We start from the raw sequence: 21,059 nt of genomic DNA, 5'->3' as shown, positions 1-21,059 counted from the left end.
CACACATCGGGAAGGAGGCAGACATGCCACTCACGTTCCGCAAGAGTTTCCGCATCCTGCCGGGTGTGCGACTGAACATCAACAAGCGCTCCTGGTCCCTCACCACCGGCGGCCGCAACGGTCCGCGCCACACGCACAGCAGCACGGGGCGCCGCACGACGTCGATGGACCTGCCCGGCCCCTTCGGCTGGCGCCGCACCCGCAACGCGCGGCGTCGCTGAGCACGGTTGACCTCCCGTCACCTGCCCAGTCACCTGAACGGACCCGTGCCACCACCCCAACAGACCCCCCAGGAAGCGCCATCTCATATCTGAGATAACCTCTGCCCCATGGCAGACGACTACCTCGAACGCATCGGCAAGCTCATCCGTGACGCACGGCAGCACCGCGGCTGGACGCAATCACAGTTGGCGGAGGCGCTCGGCACGAGTCAGAGCGCGGTGAATCGAATCGAGCGCGGTAATCAAAACATCAGCCTTGAGATGATCGCTCGAATCGGTGAAGCCCTGGACAGTGAGATCGTCTCGCTGGGATACGCGGGCCCGATGCATCTACGGGTGGTCGGAGGACGTCGGCTGTCGGGTTCCATCGATGTGAAGACCAGCAAGAACGCGTGCGTCGCGCTGCTGTGCGCCTCCCTGCTGAACCGGGGGCGCACAGTGCTGCGCAGGGTGGCCCGCATCGAGGAGGTGTACCGCCTTCTGGAGGTGCTCGGCTCCATCGGCGTCCGCACCCGGTGGATCAACGGCGGTGTCGACCTGGAGATCGCGCCGCCGGCCGAACTGGACCTCGACGCGATCGACGCGGAGGCGGCCCGCCGCACCCGCTCGATCATCATGTTCCTGGGCCCGCTGCTGCACCGTATGGACCACTTCAAACTGCCGTACGCCGGCGGCTGCGACCTCGGCACACGCACCATCGAACCGCACATGATCGCGCTGCGCCGGTTCGGGCTCGACATCACGGCCACCGAGGGCCTCTACCACGCCGAGGTGGACCGCTCCGTCACCCCCGGCCGTCCGATCGTACTGACCGAGCGCGGCGACACGGTGACCGAGAACGCACTCCTCGCCGCCGCCCGCCACGACGGCGTGACCGTCATCCGCAACGCCTCGTCCAACTACATGGTCCAGGACCTCTGCTTCTTCCTGGAGGCCCTCGGCGTACGGGTGGAGGGCATCGGCACCACCACGCTCACCGTGCACGGGGTCCCGCGCCTCGACGTGGACGTCGACTACTCGCCCTCCGAGGACCCGGTCGAGGCGATGAGCCTGCTCGCCGCCGCGGTCGTCACCGAGTCCGAACTGACCGTGCGCCGGGTGCCGATCGAGTTCCTGGAGATCGAACTGGCGGTCCTGGAGGAGATGGGCCTCGACCACGACCGCACACCGGAGTACTTCGCCGACAACGGCCGTACGCGCCTGGTGGACCTCACCGTCCGCCCCTCCAAACTCCAGGCCCCGATCGACAAGATCCACCCCATGCCGTTCCCCGGCCTGAACATCGACAACGTCCCGTTCTTCGCGGCCATCGCCGCCGCCGCGCAGGGCCAGACCCTCATCCACGACTGGGTCTACGACAACCGCGCGATCTACCTCACCGACCTCAACCGCCTGGGCGGCCGCCTCCAACTCCTCGACCCCCACCGCGTCCTGGTCGAGGGCCCCACCCGCTGGCGCGCCGCCGAGATGATGTGCCCACCGGCCCTCCGCCCCGCCGTGGTCGTCCTCCTCGCGATGATGGCCGCCGACGGCACGTCCGTGCTCCGCAACGTCTATGTCATCAACCGCGGTTACGAGGACCTGGCGGAGCGGCTGAACTCGGTGGGGGCGCAGATCGAGATCTTCCGGGACATTTGATACGCGAATGCCGCCACACCCTGCCTGACCTGCTACTTAGTGGGCCAGGAGGGGGTGCGGCGGCACCTCTGGGACTTCTCTGGGACTTTGAGCCCGCGGCGGGCTACGGGCCACGCTCCAAAGGCTCTGCCGACCGGCCGTGGCTACGCGAAGATCGCGTCGATGGCGGCGCTGCCCCGTGCACCAGCGCGGGGCAGGAAGTGGGAGTACTTCCGCAGCGTGAACCCGGGGTCGGAGTGCCCCAGCCAGCGTGCCAGGGAGACGACCGATTCGCCAGCCTCCAGTTCCTCGGAGGCGTAGAAGTGGCGCAGGGCGTGGAAGCCGTGCTCCCGGGACGGCTCCCACACGCGAGCACCGTCGGTGCTGCCCTCGTCCAGCGGTGCGATCACGCCCGCCGTGGCCAGAGCGGGCTTCCACACGTAGGAGTTGAGGTAGTTCCGGTTGATGGCCTTCCGCTCGCGTCCTGTCACCAGGAGGTTGTAGGTCCTCGGCCGCCGGTGTTTGGCTTCCACCGGCGTCTTGGCCGGAGTCGGGTCGTCCCACGGCAGCGTGACCGGTACCGGCGCGAACTGCACAATGTGCTGCCGGATGGCCCGGGCGACGCTGGCCGGCAGCGGCACGTCGCGGACCTTGCGGCCCTTGGGAAGCGCGAAGCACAGTTTCGCCCGCACCATCTTGACCTGCCGCCGGACGTGCACGACTTCCTTCTCGAAGTCGATGTCGTCCGTCGAGAGACCGAGCGCCTCCCCTTGGCGGAGCCCGAGACCTGCTCCGATCACGAGGAGGAGTCGGTAGCGATCCGGCAGGGCCTCCCGTACCGCCAGGACCCGTTCGGGCGGCCACGCTTCGACCCTGCCGGGTGCGGCGGCCGGAGGGCCGACCGTGCTGGACCGGCATGGGTTACGTCCGAGGCGGCGATCCTCGACGGCGGCCTGGAGGATGCTGGAGAGCGTCGCCCAGACGAGACGGATCGAGGTCGGACCGAGGTCCTTCTCCAGCCGCTTCTTCCAGTGGCGCAGGACTTCTGTGCCGATAGCGTTGAGCGGCTGAGCGCCCAGGTGGGGAACGATGTGCCGGCGTACCCTCTGCTCGATCCGTTCGATCGTGGACGGGTCACCGCTCTGGGTGGGCCACCAGTGGGTCGCGATGTAGTCCTTGAGGGAGATGGCCCCATCGCGCGGATCGACGAACTCGCCACGGCGAGCGTCGGTCTGAGCCTGGGCGAGCCAGGTCTTGGCGTCCTGGAGGGCGTCGAAGGAACGGTCCTTGACACCGGGGATGCCCTTGACGCGATAGCGGGTGCACTTGCCGTACATGGCGGTACGGTCACGTTTGCCGGTCTTCGGGTTGGGGCGCTTCCTCAGCCATCGGTCTTCTATGTAGCCGGCCAGGTGGAACTCCTTGGTGATGGGGATGGAGGCAACGCTCTACGGCGCTTGGGGTTTCAGGCGCTGAGGAAGCGGCTCGACCGCTCCTGCAGAGGGGTGTTGAGCGGGTTGAGGGCCGGGTTGGAGCGGGAGTCGGCCTGTTCCTGTTCGCGGACCCAGGCGTCGAGCGCTTCGAGCCGGTACATGACGCGACCGCGGGGTCCCATACGGAAGCTCGGGGGTCCCTGGCGACGGTGGCGCCAGACGTAGAGCGTGTGGGGTGAGAGGCCGAGATAGTCGGCGGCGTTCTTCACGGTCAGGAAGGCGGCGGATGTGGCGCCTGAGGAAGCTGTAGCGGCAAGCGAAGATCGTCCAGGCATCGGTGGTTCTCTGTGAGGTAGGGGCGGAGTGAGCCCGGGTGGGCGGAAATCCAATTCCGCCCACCCGTCGCCTTGTCATGCGGCAGGAAGGGAATCGCAGACGATCCACAACGCGGAACAGCGCTACGGACGGCGCACGGCGGTCGGGGCAGGCTCACTCGACAGGTCAGGAAGGGCGAGGGCAGCTTCGAGCCGGTCCCAAGGGATTTCATCCCGTGTCGGCTTACGAAGGCAGTGCGCGAAGCGTTCGGCGAGGCGAGGAGCGCTCATTCCGGCGCACTCGGCCACCACGAAGATGTGCGCCGCGCTTTGGTCACCGTTCTTCAGCCACGCCGCGATGCACGCGTCACGCAGAGCAAAGATATTCCTGCCGAGCGACGAGTCGGCCTCGTGCGCTTCCAGAACCGCCGCCCGCGCTTGCTGCCAGATCTTCCGGTAGACCGGGGCGGTCAGCGGTCGCCCGTCGTCGAGAACGAATATCGCGTCATCGGGGCGGAGGTCGCGCCGGGTGATCTCCGCCTTCAGGAGCGCCACCAACTCCCGGCAGGCGGGAACACGCCGTTCGGCGCCCGCGCACTCCGAATCCGTCTCGCGGCGCTCTTGTCCCTGAGGGTGGATCAGCAGCCAACCACTGCCGTCGTCCGCGAGTTCCACGTCTCGGACACGCAGCACCAGGGCCTCCTTCGGCTGCAGCGCCGCGAGGGCGATGGACGCCAGGAAGGCTCGCAGTACGAGACCGTTCTGCGGCTGCTCGGCGGCCCAGTCCAGGATCGAAAAGCACTGCCGATCGGTCAGATGAAACGTCTTGGCACCAACAACTGCGGCCATGTGTGAGCTCCTTGGGGTGAGGCGTGGGGGTAGGCACGGCAGTCCGGGCACCGCCTGTGAATCGCACGGCGACCGGACCACTCCAATAGTCCGGAGGATCGCCGGTTTGGGTAACCGGCGATCCCGTGCTATGTTCCGCCGACCACGCAGATGATCTTCCGTGAGCTGCTCTAGGTTCACTTGCTTCGCCGCACAATTCCAGTCCCTTCCGGGCTCAATGCGTCTGCCGTGAGCGAATCACCATGCTGACCCAGAATCGCTGACTCCCGGCCACTGAGCGGTCGATCTGAACGTGCCAAACGCGGGAATAGAGCAGGCGCCTTCTAAGCGCTTGGCCGCAGGTTCGAGTCCTGCCGGGGGCGCCACTGACCTCGCGTCAGGCGGACCGCATTTTGCCTGGTCAGACTGTGTCTGACCTCCGTACATTTCCAGCCTACGCCGGTTCGCCGAAAGGCGTGGGAGTCCGGCTGACACCGGCTGAAACTGGGTTTCTACGGGTGTCTGTCCCCCATGCGTCCCCCAGCCTCCACCACTCAGATACACCAAAAGAACGTCTGCCGAGCAACGCCGAAGGGCGGTGTGGGACCCCATCCATGGAGGTCCCACACCGCCCTTCTCGCATCCGGGCTTACTCTGCCTTGCCGACATACCTGACGTCGTAGATCTGCTTCAGGTAGTTGTCCCGCTGACCGACGATGCACCGCGCATAGATGGCCAGGAGCACGGGCACGCTGTTCCCGGCCCACTCGGCGACCTGGGCCGGAGGTATGCCCTTATTGAGCCACGCGGTGAGGCAGGTGTGGCGGCAGTCGTACACGCGCTTACCCGCCGGCGACTTGTACTCGTGGGGCTGGAGGACCTCCGCTCGGGCCTTGTCCCAGACCCGTCGGAACACCGAGCCGGACAGCCTGCCGCCAAACTCTCCGGGGAAGAGGAGGTCGGTCGGCTTGAGCTTGTACTGGACGATGACCTCGCGAAGGAAGGCGACAAGGTCGGGGTGGATGGGCACAGTGCGGGTGTCGCCCTCCGCTCGCCCCTTCAGGTCACGGTCATCGTGAGGCTCTCCGCTGTCGGTCCATTGGCTGCCGACCTCCGGCCGGGCGCTGTGGACGATGAATTCACCCCAGCCCGTTTCGGGCAGTATGGCGTCGCTCACATGAAGCGCGACGGCTTCCTCCGGGCGGAGACCTGCGTAGCAGAGGGTCGCGAAGAAGGCCCGATAGAGAGGCCCCCGCCGCAGGGGCCGCTTGCCGATCCAATCGAGGAGCGCGGTGACCTGCTCAGGGTTCAGCAGAGAGCGTTTGTCGATGGCCTGAGCGACCTTGGGTGCACCCCCTCCACTACCCTTGCCCTTCGGCAGGGGGTTCTGGCGGAGGATGCCGTGGCGGACGGCGTACTCCATCGCCAGGTTCATGATCCGCCGGTTGCGGGACACGGAGCTGGCCGCTGCGGCAGTGCCGTCCAGCAGCGTTCCGAGAGCGGAGACGACCGTGTCGATTCGGTCCGACTGCTCCCACGCTGCCATCGACAGCGTATTGCGCTGGACCCAGTCGAGGATGACGCGAACCTCGTCGGGCATCGACTCTTCGGGGTTGGTCCGGCGCTTGGAGTTGAAGGCCCACTCGCGCAGCGCGGTCCGCACCTTGACCGGGTCGAACTGCTTCGGAGGCGTCCGGAGCAAGGCGATGGTCGCGGGGGTCATCGCCTTGGCCACGTTCTTCCGCTGGTTGGCGGAGAAGTGCGGCCAGGACTTGTCGACGAACTCGACCGCGAAGTCGTACCAGTTGGTGTCCGCGGCCTTGCTGGAGTACGAGATCGGCATGCCGGTCTCGGTGCTGAAGGGCTCGCCACGCTTGACTGCGGTCAACAGATCGGAGCGTCGGGCATCCGCGAGTGCTTTGGTCGGGTAGGTCTTGCTGTGCTTCTTGGTGCCGACCTTCCAGACCACCTTGTAGGTGTATCCGTTCGCTCGGGTCCGGCGCTCGATGTTGTAGATCCGTACGTCAAACGTGCCATCGATCAAGATGCGTCCTCACAATCACTAAGCCAGTTTTCGAAATCGCTACGCCGTATCCGGAGGCTTCCGTTGGGAAGGCGGATGCAGCGTGGTCCTCGCCCCTTCTGTCGCCAGTCGTAGAAGGTGGATCGAGCAATCCCCAGCTCGTCGCACACGTCATCGACCGTCAGCTTTGCCCCGGGCCGAGCTGCTACTGCCACGCCGCCGCCTCGCAGGCGTCGAGGACAGGACTCGGCGTCATCTCAGCAGGGGGTATCGCGGATCGGCGCATGGCAGGGTTTCCTTGCTGAGGAACGAGGAGCGACAGGGGATGCGACAGCAACACCTCGCGCGGTCTACGCAAGGACGGCCGCCTGCCGGCGACCCGCGCTGCCTACGGCGGGAAGCGCCGCAGCAGAGTTGCCCCGCGCCTCCTCTTGCCAACGCGAAGCTGCCTGCATCGCCACGACTCCACCGCCAAGCGCAGCCGAATGCGAACACCTCAATAGTCGCGACGATCGCCGGTTTGGCTAACCGGCGATCGTCGGCTATGTTGCGCGCCGCATCACATACCTGGCGTCTTCTTGGGCTCGCCGTCGGCGAAGGGATTAGATACGAACGCAGGGCTCGGGGCGCGCCGTCCGAGGCGACCGTCAGCAGGCCGTCGTCCACGAGCCAGTCGAGATTCGCCGTGGCGCGACGCTCGGGAACCCAGCAGGCCGCTTCCACTTGCCACTTGGGGCACCGGGATGCCCCGCGACATACGCGAGGACAACACGATTACCGCGGTATCCCCGTTGCAATAGATCCTCAGTCCGCCAAGGACAGTCAGCGCGGGTGAAGTGAAGCGGGCAGATCGGATAGCGGATTCAGACAGACGGGCCTCCCAAGTCGGAGCCACGCCAGCGGGCCAACTTATGCGGCGCGTCATTTCGAGCGGTTTCGGGAACCTGATCGCACCGAGTAGCAGCACCGTTGACCTGGTGTTTTGCGGGACGTTGTACGTTGACATGGTCCCGGCGCACCTTTCCAGTCTTTAGGAGCTATTTCTTGTCTGCCGTGGGCGAATCCCTAGCTGTAGATAGTCACGGTCCCTTGGTGCGGGCATGCTGCCTTAAGGCGCGTTCAACGTTGAGGTCGAGACAGCACGACTCATCCTCGTCTCCCCAAGGAGGGCTGGATCAGGGCCGCGCCCATTCTGGTCGTCTCATGTCCTGGTACCTGCGTGCCCCCGGGGCGCCGCTGGATAGGGTCGGGTTACTCCCGGCTTGAGAGGCAGCGGCATGACCGACATTGTGATCGCGCAGACGACCAGCGACAGCGAGGACCTGGCGAAGGCGCTGGCCCGAGGCGCGGTCGAGAGCAAGCTGGCAGCCGGCGTTCACATCGATGGGCCGATCACCGCCCACTACTGGTGGGAAGGCAAGGTCGAGGCAGCTCAGGAGTGGCGGATCTCGTACATGACAACATCAGACCGTCTCCCAGCACTGGAAGCCTGGCTCCACGAGAAGCACCCGTACGACGTCCCCCAGTGGATCACACTGCCCGTGACTGGGGGGTCGGAGGCGTACCTCTCCTGGGTTGCCGAGGAAACGACATCGGGCTGAGAAACGCTGAGCCAGGGTTCGGCGGCTTCGTCGCCCCCGCGTTTGCCCGCGTCGCCCATACAAGGGTGCTCATGCTGCGAACTGCGCAAGGTGCAGGGCTAGTTCTTGCTCGCTGGCTGGAAGGGACGCAGCGATGGCTTGTGCGCGCTCCTTGCCCATTGTGTTGGGCTTAGCCTGAGCTGCTGCCGCGAATTGACGTGACACGTAAACGCCTTGGTCAACGTCGCCCCCGCGCAGGAGGGCCGAAGCCAGATCGCCGAGAACCACGACGCCCCCGTCCGGAAGCTCCCTTCCAAGGCGGCCGAGTGCAGTGTCAGCTGTGGACGCGAGTTCGGGGCGCCCCAGCTGGCCGTACACGGAAAGGGCCAACGAGTCCATGCGGTATGGGGTCACAAACCGAACCCATGCCTGCTCGCTGGCGTGATCCGCGAAGTCGTAGACGAACCGTGCACGCTCCAACGCCCGGAGCGCCCCCGTCTCATCGCCGGCCGCCGCAGCCTCCTCGGCATGCCTGCCGAGGACCCAGGCAGCAGCTGTTGCGTTGCCATGGCCTCGCACGTCCCTGGCCGCTTGAGAGAGGAGTTCAACCTTCGCCCTCGGCGTCGAGGTGGCGTAGCTGGCGTAGGTCAAAGCCAGAGCTCGGAGTGGTGGGTGTCCGGCGGTCGTCGCACACTGCGACGTGACCTTGTAGTAGGCGTCGGCTTTGTCAAGCTCCCCCAGATCCCAGGCCACCCATCCGGCCAGGGCGGCGGTCTCCCCGGCCGCGATGGTGAGTGCGCGTTCGTGCTCACCGGCGTGAGGCAAGGCCGCGGTGATCGCGTCAAGATGCGACTCGACAGTGCTCTGCAAGCGCCGGGCGCTGAGGCTGAGTTCCTGAACGTGCAGATCAGCAGCCCGGTCGATGAGCGCGATAGCGGCGACCCTATCGATCTTGGCCCCTTGGCGGAGGGCGAATGCGAGGCGCCCCCAGGGCTCGGCCGCTGTGCTCACGCCGATCGCAGCGCCACCCAGTAATGTGCGGCGCTTCACGGCGTCCTGGTCCTCCCCTGCATCGGCATGCCCCCTTCTCTTCCGAGCGCGTGCTGCCTTGGCCTCCCGCTGCAACACCTCGGAAGGAACACCGCAGGCCGCCGCAATGTGACCGATCGTGTGGCTGGTGGGAATGGTTTCAAAGTTCTCGTAGCGGCTGATCTCTCTGCGGGTCATGGTGTCCCGGCCGGAGACAACGTTGATCGCCTCTGCCTGCTGCTCCTGCGTCCTGCCCGCATCCTGCCGCAGCCGGAGGAGCAGGTCGGCGAACGGATCTGGCATGAGTCTGACCTCTGTTGGTGGGCGGAATCCAATCATGGCCTCAATTCCCCCCTCCAGTTTCCCCCCTTGACAAGTTTTTCCCCCTCTCAATTCCCCTGGTCCGAGGCCGGGGCACACGATGCGATGAGCCCATGACGATGTTCCGCAGGGTGGCACCGCTCCCGCTCGCGATGGGGATCAACCTGGCGGGCAGAACTTGGCCCCAGAAGTGGGCTCCCCTGCAACGCAGTCAAGCCGTCAGGTCGCGGCTGGCTCTTTACGCACCGTCGGGGAGCGAGTCTCTGGCGCTACCGAGCGTGAGAGCCGCCGATCGGTTCCAGACGTCCCAAGGGAGCATGGTGATGACCTGTTCGGTACACGCCTGCTCGCGAGGTATGCCTAGCGGACACTGCCTCATACGATTGATCAACTCGGGTTTCAGCGATGCCGCCGTCTCAGCGTTCGGCAGCGTCTCGCCAGTAGTCCATCAGCATCTCGCTCGGCCAAGAGGGCTGAGTCATGGGGCCGCGAGGGAGCATCTCCTCGAACACGGCCACCAGATCCACCACCTCCGTTCCGTCATCTGCGTCGAGATCGGTCACGTGCAGATCGCGCCCGTCAACGCGGAGAAGCCGAGGAAAGGAGGTCGCCAGCCGGGCGGGCCGGCGGTGGTTGTGGTGTACGAAGGTCCCGGTCGCCGGCCACGCCGGATTGTCGCGTGGGCTGCGGGCATGCAGGGCTACGTCATCAGGCGCCCCGAGGTTGAAGAACCAGGTGACCTGGAGGTGCGAGAACTCCTCGATGCCCTGCAGGGTCTCCACGGGGTAGTCTGGCCGCAATCGAATGATCGATTCCACACCGCCCTTGAAGTCGTCGAGCCGCCCGGTGTGGCCTCCCACAACAGTGGCGATCACAGGCACTTCGATGGACTGTGCGGACACGATTTTCCCCTTCTCGATTTCGAGCAGGGCGGGACGCACGGCTGCACCGTGTTCGTCCTCGCCACCACGGCGCCGTCAGGCTACTCGTTCGAGTACGGCCTTGGCTCGCTCGTCGATCTCCGCTGCCGCGTGGATCCCGCGGTTTCGGAAGGGAGACAACACCCTGCGCATGTTCACGACGGCCTCCCGGGCTCTTCCCGACTGGACGCCTTCCATTGCGTCAAGTGCCTGTGCCCACGTGTGGCAGGCCGCCTCGACGTTGCCCTGTTTGGCCTGCACCGTGCCCATGTAGCCCAGTGTCACGGCGTGGGTCCGGCTGAACGTGACGGCCTTCCGTGTCAGCACGCTGTTGTTGAACTCGCGAAGCGCCCCTTCAAGGTCGCCGAGGGTCCACAGGGTGCGTGCCGTCTCGTGAGCCAGCGAGGCTTGTTGGAAGAACCACACCCGGTGGGGATCTTCGTCACCGGGTCGGGCCGCAGCGAGGTCGTCCTCGGCCCGGAGAAGGGCTGCAATCGCCTCACGCTTCTGCCCGTCGGTCGCGAGGCTGCGCGCCTGTACGACACCGAGCAGCGCGCGCTCCCGAGGTGTTGCCAGGGTGTACCGCTTTCGGTCCACGGACGCTGCCGCAAGTCTCACCCCTGCGCGGGGATGCCCCAAATCGGTTGCCTGATGGGCCATGGCGCGCAGAATGTGACCCGCCAGCGGGGCTTCGTCGGCTTCGGCTGCGAGCTTCAGGGCCAGTGTGAAGTAGCGGCGTGCTGCTTCGTGTTGAGAGGCGTCGAAGCTCATCCAGGCGGCCACGTACACAGCTTCGGATGCGGCAGCAAGAAGGTCGCGACGAGTCTCCTCGCTTTTGAAGTCCCCACCCACGTATCCAGCGACATCATCGAGGATGTACTGCCGCAGGGCTGTGCGGCCGTCCATCCCGCCGTGCCGTTGGTCTCGCTTGGAGAAGAACTCGGTCATCTCGCGGACGGCGGCGACCTCGCCGGCACCGATCCGACGACTTGTTGCTGCTGGACGGGACCTGGCTCGCTCTGGGGCGTCGTCCCACCACTGCTGGGCGGGCAGCACCAGGCCACCTACCGAGTAGGCGGCACCAGCCAGCAGTTGGCGGCGTTCCAAGTCCACGTCGCTCCTCCCCAGATCCACCAGCGCGGTCAGCGTATCGACGCGCCATTCGGATGCCGGGGCGGCCTCGAGAGTCGATGCCGCGAGCCCGATTTCCGCCAGGGTGACCGGGCGCTGCAGCCGCCGGGACAGCGTCTCGCACAAGATACGGGGTGCCCTGCCGGCGGGGCGTGTCCCGGAGATCCACATCGCGATGTGCGAACGGCTCGTGCTGAACAGCTCGTCCGCGCCAACCTCCGCGGCAACCCTGACCACCGCCGCAGCAACCTTGGGCTGCGACCAGCCGGTCTCCGCAATCACAGCGGCAAGTTGTTCGTTCCTGCGTGCCATCACGCGTCCCCGTTCACAAGAGAACGATCTTTGACGGGTTTGACGGCCTCACGGACTGGCCGGGGATACCAACCCGTCGTCATTCACGGTTCGCTCAAGGTCAACGAAACCACCATCTGCCTTTGCCTGGGAGGAAATCCGGTGAAGACCAGCCACTCGTCTGGTGCCGACGCCAGGACCTTTCCCGGCGGCTCAACTGCCGCTACCGCTGTCTCGGGGGCGGAAGAGGACTGGGAGCCGCAGTCCGCCCAGGTACGAGCCGTCAGGAGCCGGGCATGAATCGGCCACAGGCCCAGGACGACTACGCCGACGCCCCCGAGCATCAGAAGAGTCTGACGCTGGCGGCAAATGACAGTGCCCCTCGGGTGGCTCGGTCCTTCACCCGCGATGCGCTCAGTGCCTGGGGGCTGGACGACCTCTTGGACGATGCGGTGCTGATCGTCAGTGAACTCACCACCAACGCCGAGCGATATGGCCGAGTTTCCTCCGAGGCTGTGGAGAGGGATCGGTCCACAGAACAGGGCGTATGCAACGAGGAGATCACGCTGACGCTCGTGGTCCAAGCCGATGTCGTGACGATCGAGGTGGAAGACAACTCGCCTCACGCCCCAGTTGAGCGGGTTCCCGATCAAGACGCGATCAGCGGACGCGGCCTGCAGCTCGTGTCGGCGATGGCCGAGAGCTGGTCCAGTTGCCCCACCGAGGACGGAGCCGGCAAGCGGGTGCTCGCCTTCATCAAGCGCCCGGATCCGACCCCCACTTCCTGAACCTTGTCATCCCCTTGTCCTCTTTGGAGACCTTCGCCATGCCTCCCCAACCATGTCTCTCCACTTCGTCCTCCGTCACGGGGAGCAAGGCCGACTCCGGCTCCGAGGCCGGGCCTGGCCTCCTCCTCGACCTGGACGGTGTCCTGGTCGACACGCTTCCGGTGATGGAGAGTGCCTGGCGCGCAGTCCAGGAGGCACACGGCCTCGTGGTGCCCTTCTCGGCGTACCAAGAACACCTCGGCCGCCCCTTCGACGACATCATGGAACGTCTCGGCCTGCCCAACGCCCAGGAGATCCACCGGACATACACGGAAGCGTCTGCGGCTGCGGCCCACCTGGCCCGAGCGTTCGATGGCATCACGGACGTGCTTCTCGCGGTCGCTGCCGCCGGCTGGTCGCTCGGGGTCGTCACGTCCAAGCCGCTGCTCCGGGCAGCCCCTCTTCTCGCGGAACTGGGCTGCCCATTCGCGACGGTTCGCGGACCCGGCGGGCCGGGGCGGGGTAAGCCGGCGCCGGACCCGCTCCTGCTCGCCTTGATCGACCTCGGCACTGATCCGGCCGACGCGAAATTCGTGGGCGACATGGCGGTCGACCAGGAGGCTGCCCGCCGGGCCGGCGTCCCCTATATCCATGCGGGTTGGGGATACGGCCGTCCGAATGGCCCGTCTCCCGTGGTCGCCGAATCACCCAGAGAGCTCTTACACCTCCTCGGCGTCACCACCCCTCCGGCCCCGTTCATCGAAGGGGGCCTGTTGTGAGGGAAGTCGGGCACAGCGCCCTCGGCCTGGTCCGGACCGGTGCCGCTGGGCAGCCGTTGTGGGCCTTGGTGGGAGAGGGCGCTCTCGCCAACATGCGCGCGGAGCAGATCACCACACGCGACCTGGAGGCCCTGCCGCTCGACTCGGGCGAGGTGGATGAGCACGTCGACCGGATCATGGGTGCCCTTGAGACGTACGGCGCGCACCTCGCGGCGACACCGGGCGGCGCGGGATGGCTCTACGTGCAGCATGTGCCGGTCCGGCGTCTGGTGGCGCAAATGGTGCGCAGGCTGATGGCGCTCACTGCCTGGGAGCCGTTCGCGAAGGCCCCCGGCCCAATGACGCTCGCTCCGTACGAGGGACTCGTCGGGGTGCGGTCGAGCAGTTCGCGGGAGTACCGGTCCTACACCGTCAGCTGGTCCGGTGTTGCCTTCGTACTGGGCGCGGCAGCCCCGCACAACCCGCTGCGCTCGGCGCCATTACGCACCTTTCCCGCGCCTCAGGTAGCCGCTGCGGCCACGTCTGTTTCCGGGGACTTGAGCAGTGATGTGGTGGCGTTGTCCTGGTCGTCTCGTCACGCGGCCACGCTGCTCCCCGTTCTCGACGTCCTCGCGCGTGGCGGGCGGCGGAGCCTGCTGATCGACCTCGCCACCGATGCGGAGGAACGCTGTCCGGCTCCAGATTCCGGAGAAGTGGGACTGCGCTCGCCGTCCGCTGGTTTGTTCGGGCTCCGGGGCGCTGTGGAAGGGCTCCGGCCGCAAGAGGGCAGCGCCGTCGTTCGGGTGGAGGAGCACACAGTGCTGCTGGGCCGGCTGGTCCGGCTCCTGTCCGTGCTGCTGGAGACGAGCGGGGGATGCACCCAGCCGTCGTGGCGATCCGTTGTGGAAGCGGAAGCCTGGCTGGACGACGTCCTTGCCGCGGCCCGGCCGCACACCCTGCTGGTCAGCAACGACACCAGCCCGCTGGGAGCACTCGCCGTACATGTGGCCGATCGCCATGAAATCAATACGGTGCACGTTCAGCACGGGGCGTGGACAGCCGAGTCGGTCGCGTGGCCTGCTCTCCACAGCCGTCACATCGTGGTCATGGGCGAACGCGACGCCGCTCTCGCGAACGCCTGGACGCGGCATCCCGACGCCGAGGTCCACGTCCTGGGCCAGCCTCGCTTCGACGGCCTGGTTCATCTCGACCGTGAGGCCCAACGCCGTTTTCTGGCACAGCTGATGGCTGGAGCCGCGGGACGTGAGCCCGCCCGGATCGCGGTGTGGGCCTGCCAGCCCTTCGGCCCTGACCGGCTCCGCGCCCAGGCGAACCTGCTCATGGACGGGCTCCGTCGAGCCGACGGTGACTGGGGACTTGTCATCGCCCCTCACCCCGCCCAGAGCGCCGACGCGTTCTCCAGCCTGACCCGCCGCAAGGACGGACCCCTCGTAGCCGTGTCCGACCCGCGCATCGGGGCACGGGGGTGCTTTGCCGGTGCCGATGCTCTGGCGAGTGCGTACTCGACCTGCGGTATCGAGGCGGCTCTCCTGAACGTGCCCGTCCTTGAATGCGGTCCGGCAGGCGAGCGCACGCTCGGGCTGGCCGACCACGGCCTCGCCTCGCGCTGCACCAGTGCCGACGAGGTCGCCGACGCACTCTCCGCGCTGGCCCGTCCCGACCAGCCCGCCGTCCAGACGATGCCGGATGCGGTGTGCCGGTGGCGCGGCAGCAGCGCTGCCGACATCGCGCACCTCATCCTCAGCCGTGCCGACGGCACTGCCGCATACCCCGACCCCGTCCACCACGATGCCCCCGGCGCTGATCGCACACAGGCGCGGGGCGAAGGAGTCCGTGCCCGATGACCCAGTTGACCGGCGACAGCGTCGCCGAACTCTTCGCCGGGGCCGTCACCCTGGCGAAGAGCGGCGAGAAGGTCGCGCCCCGCAGCATGGCGACCCGCGAGGTCCTCGACGTCCACATGCTGCTGACCCAGCCCCGAGCCAGGCTGCTGTCCGCACCGCCGGCGCGGATCCTCAATCCGGCGTTCGCGGTAGCCGAGACCGTCTGGCACCTCTCCGGCTCGGACGCCGACTGGATCTTTGATTACAACGCCCGGTTGAGGCAGTACGCCGATGACGGCGTACTGCGAGGCGCGTACGGGCCACGGATGCGGAACTGGGCTGGGAAGGTTGACCAGTTGCGCCGCGTCGTCGAAATCCTCACAGAGGACGCCGACTCCCGCAGGGCCCTGATACAGCTGTACGACCCGGCCCTGGACGCCGCCGGGCACAAGGACGTGCCCTGCACGCTCGGCTTCGCCTTCCACCTGCGCGCCGGCCGCCTCCACATGACGACCACCATGCGCGGCCAGGACGTGTGGATCGGCCTGCCGTACGACCTGTTCTTCTACACAGTCCTGCACGAGCTGGTTGCCGGGTGGCTCGGTGCCGAGCTCGGCGACTTCCACCACCACGTGGGGTCCTTGCACATCTACGAGCACCATCTCGACCAGGCCGCGCACCTCACCTCGCTCAGCGCGAGCGAGATCATGCCCGACCTCCGCACCCCGTGGGACGGCTTCGACGAGCTACTCCGGCACGTCCAGGCCGGGGAACTGACGGGACATCCGGGCTGGGACGCCATGACCGAAACGATGCACAGCTACCGGCTGTGGAAGGACAACCTTCGCGATCCGGCACGGCAACGGGCCCACCGGATCAACGGCCCACTCGGCCCGGCGCTGGCGTCCTGGTACAGCGAGCTGAACCGCCGCGCCGCGTCCGCCCGCACTGTGGCAGGGGTCAGGTGACGGCCGCCATGGACCACATTCCGTCCGTCATTCTCGGCCTGTGCTCCTACACCCACGACTCGGCCGCCGCGCTGCTGGTCGACGGGGACCTGATCGGATTCGTCGAGGAAGAGCGGCTGTCCGAGGCCAAGCACACCAAGGCATATCCACGCCAGGCGGTCGAATGGCTGCTGAAGGAGGCCGGGATCACCGCCGGCGATGTCGACGCGGTCGCCTACAACTTCCAGCCCGCCCGCTACCTCGTCGAGTCCCCGGCCGCACTGCGCCTGACCCTGTCGGCGACGACACGCGAGCGGGCGCTACCCAGGGCCCACGGCTTCGCCAAGGTGGCCTTGCGCACCCAGCACCGCGTCCGCACCCTCGGCCGGCTGTTCCCCTCCGCCCGCGTCACACCGGTCCAGCACCACCGGGCCCATCAGATGGCCGCCTTCGCCGCGTCGGGGTGGGCCGAATCCGCAGTGCTCGTCGTCGACAGCCTCGGCGAACGGCAGACCACCACCATCGGCCACGGTCACGAAGCGCTGCGACCGCGCACCCGCATCGTCGAGGCACTCCACGACCCGGCGTCGTTGGGCTACGTGTACGGCGCAGTCACCGAACACCTGGGGTGGCGCCGCGGGGACGAGGAAGGCACCGTGATGGCCCTCGCCGCTCTCGGCGATCCCAAGCGGTTCCGGCACCTGTTCGCGCGCGCCGTCCGCACCACGGCGGCCGGCTTCTTCGTCGACCCGGCCTACTTCCCCCCGCGCACGCTGTCCTCCGGCTACCCCCGGACCTCACGTCGCTTCACCTCCGAGACATGCCCCGCGCGACACTCGGACGAGCCGCTCGTGGACGTCCACCAGGACCTGGCCGCGGCGCTCCAGGAGCGCACCGAGCAGGTCATGCTGCACCTGGCCCGGCGAGCCAGAATGATCACCGGCTCTCGCCGCCTGTGCGTCGGCGGCGGAGTCGCCACGAACTGCGTGAGCATCGGGCGCATCATCGAGGCTGGCATCTTCGACGAGGTCTTCGTGCCCCCCGCCCCGGGTGATGCCGGCACCGCGCTCGGCGCCGCGGTCGCCCTGCACATGGGCGCGGGAAGCCGACGCCCCGTCTCGGGCGTCGCCCGCGCCTGCTACCTCGGTCCGTCCTTCCACGACCTCACCCTCGACCTCACCCCGTGGCCCGGGCTGCAGCAGAAAATGCTGGGCATCGAGACCGCCGAGTTCCTCGCCGACCAGCTCGCCCACGGCGTGATCGCTGGCCTGTTCCAAGGCCGGGTGGAAGCCGGACCCCGCGCCCTGGGAAACCGCTCGATCCTCGCGTCGCCCCTGGAATCCGGCGTCGTGGAACGACTCAACGCCACCGTGAAATACCGCGAGCACTTCCGGCCCTTCGCTCCCATGGTCCTGGCCGAGCGCGCCCGGGAGTTCTTCACGCTCAGACAAGAGGCGCCCTACATGTCCATGGCCTCCGGCGTGACGGAGACCGCACGCGAGCGGGTGCCGGCCATCATCCACGCCAACGGCACCTCCCGCCTGCAGACCGTCACTGCCGCACAGAACCCGTTCATGCACGCGGTCCTGACCGCCTTCGCCCGCCGCACCGGAGTCCCGGTCCTCATCAACACCTCGCTCAACGTCAAGGGCAAGCCCATCTGCGGGACACCGGCCATGGCCCTGGATTGCCTGGCCGACTCCGGCCTCGACGCTCTGCTGCTGGAAGACCGGTGGATCACCAAATGAAGATCGGATACAGCTTCTGGGGCTTCCTCGGCAACGGCATCACCAACACCCCGGACGGGGGCCGCAGCCACCGCCGCCCGTTCATCGACGCCCTCATCGCCCGCGGGCACGAGATCGTCTTCCTCCAGGCCAACCGCGACCTGTTGGAAGCCGACGACGACCTCGGCGGCACCTACGCCTTCGACACCGGCATCCCGAAGATCGATGCGCTGTTCCTCGAATGGCGCTGGGCGATCGACGGACGCAACACGACCCCGTGCGGCACCGAGGGCCACACCTGTGACCTGCACCGCCAGGCCGAACTCATCACCCACTACACCGCGCGGCGCGGCGCGCCAACCGTGATCTGGGACAAGGACCGCACACTGCGGCACGAGAGCATCTGGCGCGGCACCCTGCAGACCGCGGTATGTGAAGCGGCCCTCGAACCCTCACCGGGCGCCCACCGCCTGCTCTTCCCCGTCGACGACCAGCTCCTGGCCCAAGCCGACCCCGTCGCACTCACCGCGCAGCCGCGTGACCTGGTGCTCGGCTACGTCGGCAACCAGTACGACCGCGACGCCCACTTCGATCGCTACTTCGCCCCTGCCGCCGCACACGTGGCGCACCTCGTCGGCGGCAAGTGGGCCCGGACCGACCGTTGGCCGCATGTCCGCTTCCTCGGACGGGTCCCGTTCCAGCAGGCTCACGCACTGTATGGCAGGTCCCTGGCCACCGTTCTCATGCTGCCCGAGCGGTATGCCGCGGTCGGGCAGATGACCCAACGGATCTTCGAGGCGGTGCTCGCCGGCTGCCTGCCGCTGGCGCCGGCCGACATCCGCCACGTCGAGGAGTTCGTGCCCGCCGAGCTGATCGTGGCCTCCGGTCACGAGGTGATCGAACGGCTTGCCCATCTCCGGAAGATCGCCGGGAGCCAGCAGCACGCGGACCTGATACGGGCCTGTCTGGACCGCCTGGACCTGTTCCGCCTGAGCCGGCAGGTCGACGCCCTGGAGAGCGTGCTGGCCACGCTCGTTTGTGGCGCGGACGAGCGAGGAGCGGCCTGATGCGACAGACCTTCCAGGCCGGCCTGCCTGGATCATCCGGATGTGTCCCGGCGGCCGGTCCGCCCGGGCACGCAAGCGACTCTAAGCTGGAGCACCATGATGAAGGTTGCCATTGTCGGCTGCGGAGGCAGCGGCAAGTCGTACCTGGCCCGCGAGCTGGGGAAGATCCTCGACGCCCCGGTGACGCATCTGGACGCCGCGTTCTACGACGACGACTGGAACGCGTTGCCGATGGACAAGTTCGCCGAGCTGCAGCGGGAGCTCGTTGCCGAACCGCGGTGGGTGATCGACGGCAACTACAACTCGACGCTCCAGATCCGGCTGGAGTCCTGCGACACCGTGGTCCTCATGGACGTGTCCACGATCTCCGCGCTGTACGGGATCTTCTCCCGGCAGCTGCGGCACGGGGCCGGGCACAAGGGCAACGGGGTGCACAACCGGATCCACTGGGGCGTGATCAAGTACGTGGCGACGTACCGCCGCAAGATGCGCCCGCGCGTCATGGCCAAGATCGACGAGTTCGCCTCCAGCCGATCCGACCTCGTGCTGCTGGCCAACCGGCGACAGACGCGCCGCTGGCTGCAACAGGTGGCCGCCCAGCACAGCTGAGCCATCCGCGCCCGCGAGGGGAGGGCGCGGCATGACCGAGGTCAATCCCTTCCTCGACCCCGTGCGGCAGGCGGACCTCTACGGCGATCCGTCTCGCCTCGCCGGCCGGTCCAACGCCCTGATGCGGGCCAAGACCGCAGGCCGACCCGTGCCGGACACGATCGTCGAGCTGGTGTGGGCGCACCACGCGCGAGCGGACCGTCTCGGTGTCGTCCTGGACATCGGCTGCGGTCGCGGCACGAGCAGCGCGATGCTGGCCAGCCTGCTGAACCCGGAGCGGGTCGTGGGATTCGACGCGGCCCCGGCCCTGATCGACCAGGCCCGCGAGCGGACCCGCCATCTGCCGGGCGTGCAGGTGAGCTTCCTCCAGGGCGACTTCCACCAACTGCCCCTGCCCACAGCCTCGTGCGACCTGGCGGTGGCCGCGTTCTGCCTGTACCACTCAACGCGCCCGCAGGCGGTCGTCGCGGAGATCAACCGCGTCCTCGCCCCCGGCGGGCTAGCCGTGCTGGTCACCAAGAGCCTCGACAGCTACCGGGAGCTGGACCAGCTGGCCGCCACCGCGGGCCTCGACCCTCTCGCCGAGCAGCACGAGAGCCTGTACGTCTCGGCGCACAGCGGCAACCTCGCCGCGCTGGCCGCGACATCGCTCGACGTCGTGACCGTCGAGAACGAGGAACACGTCTTCACCTTCGACGGCCACGACCACATCGCCGAATACCTGGCCACCAACCCGAAGTACGACCTCGCCCCGGGGCTGTACGGCCAGCCGGGCGCCCTGGCCGCCGTACTGCACGAGTTCGTGCCGGACCAGCCGCTGACCGCCCGGTCCGTCATCACGTTCGTCGTGGCCCGGCCCCCGGAGGGCCGATCATGACGAGCGCCCACTTCACCAAGTTCTACGAGACACCCGATCAGGTCTCCGCAGCCGTCCGTCACCACTGGTGGCTCACCGAGCACGCGCACCCCATGCGACTGCCGGCGTTCGTGGTGATCAGGCATGCCAGCCTGACGTACCGGTGGATCGAAGGACGCCCAGTCCAGCCCGAGGACCTGACCGCGCTGGCCACGCTGCTGGGCCATGCCCACGGCGGCGCCTGGGCCAGCGACCTTCAGGCCGCCGATCTGGCCACACCGCACCGCTTCCAGGACGGCACTGCCTTCGCCGACTACCTCGGCCCCCGCCGAGTCGCGCTCCAACGCCGCCTGGAGCAGGGCTACTTACCCAACAAGGCCGCCCTGTACGCGGTGTTGGCGCTGTTGGAGAAGACGGCGGAGGGGCCCGTCTCCTTCTACAAGGACAGCAACCCCCGCAACTTCCTCATCACTCCTGCCGGGGCCGTCGTGACCGTCGACACCGACGACCTCACGCTCGCGCCGATGGCGTACGACCTCGCGAAGCTGATCGCGACGCTGCTGCTGACGTACGGACCGCTCCCCGATGACGCCATCGGCACGGCGCTGAGCGCATACAACGAGGCCGCCGGGCACCACGACATCCGCCTCGGTTCCACGGACCGCCCTCGCCTCGACGACTTCCTCGCCCTGCACGCCGTTTTGACCGCCCCCTACATCGGGCGCAACGGCTACAGCTACGGCTGGCCCCCCGCCTACCCCAGACTCCGAGGTTGA

The 21,059-nt window shown here is 67.5% G+C and carries 20 protein-coding genes; 12 read left to right on the top strand and 8 right to left on the bottom strand.

Translation table 11 applies throughout. The annotated features are described in order from the left end of the window. Positions 1-23: 23 nt before the first annotated feature. Together J8M51_RS23390 and J8M51_RS23385 are read left to right on the top strand one after the other, a co-directional pair. Positions 24-221: a DUF4236 domain-containing protein gene (locus J8M51_RS23390; RefSeq protein WP_086755132.1), complete on the top strand. Its 198-nt coding sequence runs from the start codon at positions 24-26 to the stop codon at positions 219-221. 108 nt (positions 222-329) lie between these two features. After that, the gene (locus tag J8M51_RS23385; protein ID WP_086755131.1) at positions 330-1,859 is read left to right on the top strand and encodes a helix-turn-helix domain-containing protein; all 1,530 of its coding nucleotides are present in this window, start codon (positions 330-332) and stop codon (positions 1,857-1,859) included. Between the two features lie 143 nt (positions 1,860-2,002). Here J8M51_RS23385 and J8M51_RS23380 read toward each other — a convergent pair whose 3' ends face one another. The 5 genes from J8M51_RS23380 to J8M51_RS23360 form a co-directional block, all read right to left on the bottom strand. After that, a complete protein-coding gene (locus J8M51_RS23380; protein WP_086755130.1) occupies positions 2,003-3,223 on the bottom strand; it encodes a tyrosine-type recombinase/integrase in 1,221 nt (406 codons plus the stop codon). Between the two features lie 80 nt (positions 3,224-3,303). Continuing rightward, the gene (locus tag J8M51_RS23375; RefSeq protein WP_086755129.1) at positions 3,304-3,606 is read right to left on the bottom strand and encodes a helix-turn-helix transcriptional regulator; all 303 of its coding nucleotides are present in this window, start codon (positions 3,604-3,606) and stop codon (positions 3,304-3,306) included. Between the two features lie 123 nt (positions 3,607-3,729). Then, positions 3,730-4,434, bottom strand: a complete 705-nt coding sequence (locus J8M51_RS23370) for a site-specific integrase (protein WP_086755128.1) — start codon at positions 4,432-4,434, stop codon at positions 3,730-3,732. A gap of 628 nt (positions 4,435-5,062) precedes the next feature. After that, positions 5,063-6,457: a tyrosine-type recombinase/integrase gene (locus J8M51_RS23365; RefSeq protein WP_267299439.1), complete on the bottom strand. Its 1,395-nt coding sequence runs from the start codon at positions 6,455-6,457 to the stop codon at positions 5,063-5,065. Further along, on the bottom strand, positions 6,454-6,651 hold the full coding sequence (locus J8M51_RS23360) for a helix-turn-helix transcriptional regulator (RefSeq protein WP_086755127.1): 198 nt from the start codon (positions 6,649-6,651) through the stop codon (positions 6,454-6,456). Before J8M51_RS23360 ends, J8M51_RS23365 begins: the two co-directional genes overlap by 4 nt. Positions 6,652-7,713: 1,062 nt before the next feature. Between J8M51_RS23360 and cutA the strand changes: the two genes are divergently transcribed. Continuing rightward, complete coding sequence (gene cutA, locus J8M51_RS23355; protein ID WP_086755126.1) at positions 7,714-8,037, top strand: divalent-cation tolerance protein CutA; 324 nt, start codon at positions 7,714-7,716, stop codon at positions 8,035-8,037. Between the two features lie 69 nt (positions 8,038-8,106). Here cutA and J8M51_RS23350 read toward each other — a convergent pair whose 3' ends face one another. The 3 genes from J8M51_RS23350 to J8M51_RS23340 form a co-directional block, all read right to left on the bottom strand. After that, positions 8,107-9,348: a helix-turn-helix transcriptional regulator gene (locus J8M51_RS23350; RefSeq protein ID WP_086755125.1), complete on the bottom strand. Its 1,242-nt coding sequence runs from the start codon at positions 9,346-9,348 to the stop codon at positions 8,107-8,109. Between the two features lie 434 nt (positions 9,349-9,782). Beyond that, complete coding sequence (locus J8M51_RS23345) at positions 9,783-10,268, bottom strand: TrmO family methyltransferase domain-containing protein (RefSeq protein ID WP_086755141.1); 486 nt, start codon at positions 10,266-10,268, stop codon at positions 9,783-9,785. Between the two features lie 75 nt (positions 10,269-10,343). Continuing rightward, positions 10,344-11,729: a Tat pathway signal protein gene (locus tag J8M51_RS23340; RefSeq protein WP_179203037.1), complete on the bottom strand. Its 1,386-nt coding sequence runs from the start codon at positions 11,727-11,729 to the stop codon at positions 10,344-10,346. 275 nt (positions 11,730-12,004) lie between these two features. On the opposite strand from J8M51_RS23340, the gene J8M51_RS23335 reads away from it, so the two are divergent. The 9 genes from J8M51_RS23335 to J8M51_RS23295 all read left to right on the top strand — a co-directional run bounded on the left by J8M51_RS23335 (position 12,005) and on the right by J8M51_RS23295 (position 21,059). After that, positions 12,005-12,496: an ATP-binding protein gene (locus J8M51_RS23335; RefSeq protein WP_086755123.1), complete on the top strand. Its 492-nt coding sequence runs from the start codon at positions 12,005-12,007 to the stop codon at positions 12,494-12,496. A gap of 23 nt (positions 12,497-12,519) precedes the next feature. Next, positions 12,520-13,254 carry an HAD family hydrolase gene (locus J8M51_RS23330; protein WP_256964385.1) on the top strand — a complete coding sequence of 245 codons (735 nt, stop codon included), beginning with the start codon at positions 12,520-12,522 and terminating at the stop codon, positions 13,252-13,254. Between the two features lie 92 nt (positions 13,255-13,346). Beyond that, on the top strand, positions 13,347-15,098 hold the full coding sequence (locus J8M51_RS23325; RefSeq protein WP_256964384.1) for a hypothetical protein: 1,752 nt from the start codon (positions 13,347-13,349) through the stop codon (positions 15,096-15,098). Continuing rightward, a complete protein-coding gene (locus J8M51_RS23320) occupies positions 15,095-16,045 on the top strand; it encodes a thymidylate synthase (RefSeq protein ID WP_086755121.1) in 951 nt (316 codons plus the stop codon). Before J8M51_RS23325 ends, J8M51_RS23320 begins: the two co-directional genes overlap by 4 nt. An 8-nt stretch (positions 16,046-16,053) precedes the next feature. Next, entirely contained in the window at positions 16,054-17,772 is a 1,719-nt protein-coding gene (locus J8M51_RS23315) for a carbamoyltransferase family protein (protein WP_086755120.1), read from the top strand. Further along, complete coding sequence (locus tag J8M51_RS23310; protein WP_179203036.1) at positions 17,769-18,818, top strand: glycosyltransferase family protein; 1,050 nt, start codon at positions 17,769-17,771, stop codon at positions 18,816-18,818. Before J8M51_RS23315 ends, J8M51_RS23310 begins: the two co-directional genes overlap by 4 nt. A gap of 96 nt (positions 18,819-18,914) precedes the next feature. Beyond that, entirely contained in the window at positions 18,915-19,427 is a 513-nt protein-coding gene (locus tag J8M51_RS23305) for a P-loop NTPase family protein (RefSeq protein ID WP_086755118.1), read from the top strand. Between the two features lie 31 nt (positions 19,428-19,458). Beyond that, positions 19,459-20,304 carry a class I SAM-dependent methyltransferase gene (locus J8M51_RS23300; protein ID WP_086755117.1) on the top strand — a complete coding sequence of 282 codons (846 nt, stop codon included), beginning with the start codon at positions 19,459-19,461 and terminating at the stop codon, positions 20,302-20,304. Further along, entirely contained in the window at positions 20,301-21,059 is a 759-nt protein-coding gene (locus tag J8M51_RS23295) for a phosphotransferase (protein ID WP_086755116.1), read from the top strand. Before J8M51_RS23300 ends, J8M51_RS23295 begins: the two co-directional genes overlap by 4 nt.

Origin of the sequence: Streptomyces griseiscabiei, from assembly GCF_020010925.1 — a bacterium.
In the GTDB taxonomy this organism is placed as follows: Bacteria; Actinomycetota; Actinomycetes; order Streptomycetales; family Streptomycetaceae; genus Streptomyces; species Streptomyces griseiscabiei.
The sequence above is the reverse complement of the archived record's forward strand: the minus strand, read 5'-3'. Positions and strand labels throughout refer to the sequence as shown.